4 protein-coding genes and 2 pseudogenes are annotated in these 5,152 nt (G+C 66.3%); 4 read left to right on the plus strand and 2 right to left on the minus strand.

Annotation, left to right across the window (positions count from 1 at the left end; translation table 11 throughout):
* The first annotated feature begins 172 nt into the window (after window positions 1-172).
* Together ABT085_RS43500 and ABT085_RS43505 are read left to right on the plus strand one after the other, a co-directional pair.
* Window positions 173-508, plus strand: a complete 336-nt coding sequence (locus tag ABT085_RS43500; protein WP_351621896.1) for a hypothetical protein — start codon at window positions 173-175, stop codon at window positions 506-508.
* 336 nt (window positions 509-844) lie between these two features.
* Window positions 845-1,270: a hypothetical protein gene (locus ABT085_RS43505; protein ID WP_351621898.1), complete on the plus strand. Its 426-nt coding sequence runs from the start codon at window positions 845-847 to the stop codon at window positions 1,268-1,270.
* A gap of 9 nt (window positions 1,271-1,279) precedes the next feature.
* Here the strand turns inward: ABT085_RS43505 and ABT085_RS43510 are convergent.
* Together ABT085_RS43510 and ABT085_RS43515 are read right to left on the minus strand one after the other, a co-directional pair.
* Window positions 1,280-1,408: pseudogene (locus ABT085_RS43510) on the minus strand (IS5/IS1182 family transposase); the annotation flags it as partial.
* Between the two features lie 366 nt (window positions 1,409-1,774).
* Window positions 1,775-1,933: pseudogene (locus tag ABT085_RS43515) on the minus strand (transposase); the annotation flags it as partial.
* A 731-nt stretch (window positions 1,934-2,664) separates the two neighbouring features.
* Between ABT085_RS43515 and ABT085_RS43520 the strand changes: the two are divergent.
* Window positions 2,665-3,756 (plus strand): bifunctional DNA primase/polymerase, encoded by a 1,092-nt coding sequence (locus ABT085_RS43520; protein WP_351621901.1) that lies wholly within the window; start codon window positions 2,665-2,667, stop codon window positions 3,754-3,756.
* On the plus strand, window positions 3,753-5,152 hold a 1,400-nt coding region (locus tag ABT085_RS43525), incomplete at its 3' end, for a DNA primase family protein (RefSeq protein ID WP_351621903.1). The genes ABT085_RS43520 and ABT085_RS43525, both read left to right, overlap by 4 nt.

The raw sequence follows: 5,152 nt of genomic DNA on the forward strand, positions 1-5,152 counted from the left end.
ACCAGATACGACAAGACCGCCACCTCCTACGAGGCAGCGGTCAGTCTCGCGTCATTCCTGCTCTGGGCAAGATCCGTTTGAAGACGGACCCTAGGAGCTGTCCGGTCGATCACGTGTAGTGACGCCGGCCTCGGCTTCTCGCAATCGGGGCGGCCCCGCGATGATGTGACGTATGGATGCTGCTGAAGACCCTGTAGCCATGGTTGCGTGCCTGCGGGAGGAACATCGGAACGAGCCGTGGAACCCCAGGTGGAACGACCTTGAGGTGGCGGGCGTCGATCTGGTGTCGCTCGACACCAGGCTGGAGGGCTGCGCGTACATGTGGGTCGCCAACGACGGTTCCCTCCATGAGCAGGGGATGGCAACTGTGAGGCTCATCCTCAACCAGCTTGAGAAGGTCCTTCCCGAGCTCGCTGAGGATGACAACCCACAGGTCTGGCATCGGTTGCAACGGATGGCTCAGCTCATCGTGGCCCACAACATCCGACCGGCTGAGGCGAGTTCCTAGGATCTGTGGTCGGTCAAGTGCGGAGCCAGATGACGAGGCTCGCTGCCGTGATCGTGCCGAGGAGGATGTAGCCGCGCTTGTCATATCGGGTGGCGACGGTTCGGGCGTGCTTGAGCTTGTTGATGGCCTGGCTTTGTTCACGTTCAGCAGCAGCGTTTGTTTGCCGGTTTGGGCGTCAGTTGGTGATCACTGGGCCTCGGAAAGTTCACGAGAGATAGCGTCAGCGCATGGACCAGCGCGGCCTGGACCGCTGGTTCGGGTGTCAGGGGACATGTTGGCGCCCCGGAAGGACGTTCGCCGCCTGCCGTCTGACCTCTCCTCTTGAGGGGTGGGAGTATGGAAAAGTCGATCTTGGTTGAGTCCATCAGGTACTCCGCTGTGTGCCAGGGATGCGGTGCCGAGGCGGAGTGGTGCGGTGTCCAGGCGCTGGTGGGCGAGGAACTGCGGTGGGATGTCGAGACGACGTGTGCGGCCTGCGGGTTTGCCGTGGCTGTGTGTGGTGGTGACCTGCCGGAGGGACTGCGTGGCCGACTGCTCTCCGAGCACGGGCGGGCAGGGTTGCGGGTAGCTCCGCCGACGAGGAACGCCGCAATCATGCGGGTGCTGAGGGCGGAACTCGGCATCGGCCTGGACGGCGTCCGGGCCGTGCTGGAGCAGGTCTTGACCGGGCAGTATTCAGGGACCCTGCCCGAGATGGAGCTCTTGGCGCGGAAGCTGCGGGCATCGGGCATCGAAGCGGCCGCTTCACGGACGGTGGATTGAGTGAGCCTTCCGGAGCCGGTGAAGAATCCCGTCAATCACCTGCCGGTGATACCGCCACCTGCCACAACGCCCGTTGCTGACCGGCAGGAACGGGCGCAGCCGCTCCCACTCGGCATCACTCAGATCACCCCGCCCCATGGCCCAGTCAACGAGTCCGGGACCGAGTAGTCACCTGATCGGCCGGACAGCTCCTAGGCGAGCCCCCTCACGCCACACCGGCACCGGTGCCTTCGGCTTCACCGCATCCCGGCAAGCCGACGGCACGTCCGCGTCCCGCACATCCGGAGTGATCTTCGTGCGGACGGTGTCCCCGCCGTCCACGGCCGGCACCGTATCCACCCGCCTGCGGGCGATCACCCGCTCCTGTCATTCCAGTTCGGCCGCGGCCAACTCGGCCTCCTCACACAGTTCGTCCACGCGACGACGAGCACCCGGCTCACGCTGTTCCGACAGTCCGACCACCGACGACGTCCCAGAAGAGCGACAGCAAGACAGGCCAGGCGCGAACACGCTCTCGTCAGCCCGCTTGGCGAAGCAGCCGTGGACCGTGTTCCCGTGCGGAAAATCGTGCGGGAGATAGCGCCACTGCACTCCGGTCCGGTCCACGTACAAGATTGCGTCCATGATGTCGCGCAGGTCGTGCTCGGGCGGGGGCGGGACGTCATGGCCGGGGCGGAGGGCGTCCCGGCCGACGCCGATGGGCCCGTGGTCAGGATCTGCGAAACGAGCGCTCACGGCTCCCGTCAGTGCATCGAGCCGACCGTTCGGCCCAGGTCACGAACGAGGAGCCGGACTGGCGTGGAGGGGCCGTCCCGGAACAGGTCGACCAGCGGCGCGACCAGGACAGGCGCTTGCGCAGAAGCACTGGCAGTGCCCTTCGGGGTGGGGGATTTGCCCCATCGGGCAGCGTCCTGCTGTCCGGGGCCTGTGGGGGGTTCGTGCTCGGTCGCTTGGGTCGCTCCGGTCGGTCGCTGACGAAGTCGCAGGTCAGAGCCGCCTGCTCCCGGCTCAGCGACTGAAGCGACCGAAGGGTGGATATATGTCGGCGACTTGAAATGCGCGTGTGCGCGTCATGCATCGGAACCAGAGTCGCTTCGGTCGCTCATGTGGCCATGACACTAGGTCTGACCTGGGTTTATGGCTACGGCTGGAGGTTCGGCGACTCACCGCTCGTGAGCGGCTCGCCCAGTGCGCAGTCGCTGTCGCCGGCCGGACCGAGGGTGGAGGCAATCCAAATGGGTCCTCGGCTACGTTATGTCCACCCCGTTTGGATGTTGAGTCGCTTCGGTCGCTCCGAAAGCCAACAGGACTTACTGACCAGGACTTATTCCCCGGTATGGGCCGTCGACCGGGTTCACGGGGAGAGCGATTGAACGAGATGAGGTGCTCGGGGCATGGCCGACGACAGCCGTCACGCCGTATGGCGTTTCGACATGCTGAGCATCGCGCGCTGGTGTGCGGCTCAGGGCTGGCCCGTCCTTCCGCTGGCTTCCGGGCGCAAGGTTCCCGCAGGGAATTGCCCCCGGTGCCAGGAAAAAGGGCACACGCACGCGAACTGCTCCTGCATTGCCGCGGGGCGCTGGTGTCACGGATTTCACGCGGCCACGACGAACCCCGAGCGGATCGACCTGTGGTGGTCCGGCGATCCGCAGTTCGGTGTCGGGGTGGCGTGCGGCGCCGCAGGCCTGGTGGTTCTCGACATCGATGCCCACGCCGGGTCCGTCCCCGGCAGGGACAGAATTCTCCCCGGTATCGCCATTCACGACCAGGTCGAACTCGAAGGCCTCGAGCATGGTTTCCACACGCTCGCCCTGCTTGCCGCGCTGCGAGGTGAGGCGGACCCCGCGCAGGACGAAGGGACGTTGAGGGTGCGGACGCCCTCAGGAGGGCTGCACGTCTGGTACCGCGTCGACGACCGGCGCCGCTTCCGGTGCTCCACCGGCTCGGGCTCCACGCGTGCGCTCGCCTGGCAGGTCGACGTCCGCGCCGACGGCGGCTACATCGTCGCCCCTGGCACAACCACCGCCGCCGGTACGTACCAGCCGCTCGGAAGCACGAGAACCCCGCGCAGGCTCCCGGAGTGGCTGGCCGTCGAGCTGACCCGCACCGGTCATCTGGACCTGCCCCAGCAGCGTTCTGTCCCCCGCATGCTGGCGCTGCCGCAGCGTGCCCGGCAAGCGGTCATCGCAGCGGGCGGAGGCCGCGGCCGCGCCGTGCAGATTCTGGAGGCGGCGCTGCGCGAGGTGGCCGCCTGTGCGGTGGTCGCCGAAGGAGCGGGTTTCTCCGACAAGCTCAACCGTGCCGCGTACACCGCGGGTGGTCTGGCTGCCGGCGGCTACGCCACCATCAGCGACTTGGAGCGTGTCCTGAAAGGAGCGGCGGACTACGCCCGGCCCGGTCAGGAGAGGCGTTCGACCCAGATCATCAGGAGCGGGCTCGATGCCGGGGTCCGGCGGCCGCTGCACATCGAAGGACATCTTGCATGACCTCGCTCTCCCGCGGTCCGGGCGCTTTCGATGCGGCGGCCGCCGCGCAGCAGATCCTTCAGGGCCCCATTCAGCAGGCCCTCACGATCCCGGGCGTTCCCGCTCAGGCCACGGCCCTGGCGCCCTCCCCTCATCAGGTCGCGACTTCCGTGGGGCTGTTGCCGGATTCGTTGAGTGACCGGGGTAATGCGAAGCTGTTCGTGGAGCTTTACGGGCGTGATTATCGGCATGTTCCGGGTCTGGGCTGGTATCGGTGGGCGGGGCATCGGTGGCAGTTGGACGAGGAGGAAACGGTCCTGTGGGCGGTGGGGGAGATGGCCGAGGCCATTGCCGTCACGGATCCGACGGGGGTGTACTCCGCGGTCGAGCTGCGCCGGCACCGTCGTCGTGCGCTGTCCACGTCGGGTATGGGTGCGTTGTTGATGCAGGCGAAGGCGTCTCCGGGGATGGTGATGAATGCGTCGCTGCTGGATGCGGATCCGTATGCCCTGTGTACGCCGGAGGGTGTGGTGGACCTGCGGAGTGGTGTGCTTGTGCCGCCGGATCCGGGGTCGCAGCATCATTCGCGGTCGACCACGGTTGCGCCGCATGTGATGCCCACGCCGCGTTGGCAGCGTTTTCTCGACGATACGTTCGGCACGGATGTTGAGGGGCGTCGGACGGCGGATTTTCTGCATCTGCTGTTGGGGTATTCCATTTCCGGGGATGTGGGGGCGCAGGTGATGCCGTTTTTGTACGGGCAGGGCAAGAACGGCAAGAGTGTGCTGCTGGATGTGATGCTGCAGCTGATGGGGGATTATGCCGACGCTGCTCCGCCGGGTTTTCTGATGGCGAAGGTGTTCGAGGGGCACCCCACCGATCTGGCCGAGCTGCACGGGCGGCGCATCATCGTCTGCTCGGAGCTCAAGCCCGGTGACCGTTTCGACGAGGCCCGGGTCAAGCTTTTGACGGGTGGTGACAAGCTCAAGGCCCGTCGTATGCGGCAGGACTTCTTCTCCTTCCATCCGACGCACAAGCTGTGGCTGCTGGGCAACCACCGTCCCGAGGTCAACACCGGGGGTTTTGCGTTTTGGCGGCGGATGCGTCTGATCCCCTTCGAACGGGTGGTTCCCGAGGAACGCAAGATCGACAATCTGGCGAGCGTTCTGGTGCGGGAGGAGGGCCCGGGCATTCTGGCCTGGCTGGTGGAGGGTGCCCGGCGCTACTTCGCGGGCGAGAAGGATCTGGCGGGGCCGGTGCGGGTTCAGGTCGCCACGACCGCGTATGCGGAGACCGAGGACCATGTGGGCAGGTTCCTGAGCGAGTCGTGCAAGGTCGAGGACAGTATGCGCGCCGAGCAGGCGCAGTTGTACGGTGCGTACACTCGCTGGTGCGGTTTCGAAGGTGCCAACCCTGT

The organism is Streptomyces sp. NPDC002265 (assembly GCF_040296125.1).
In the GTDB taxonomy this organism is placed as follows: domain Bacteria; phylum Actinomycetota; class Actinomycetes; order Streptomycetales; family Streptomycetaceae; genus Streptomyces.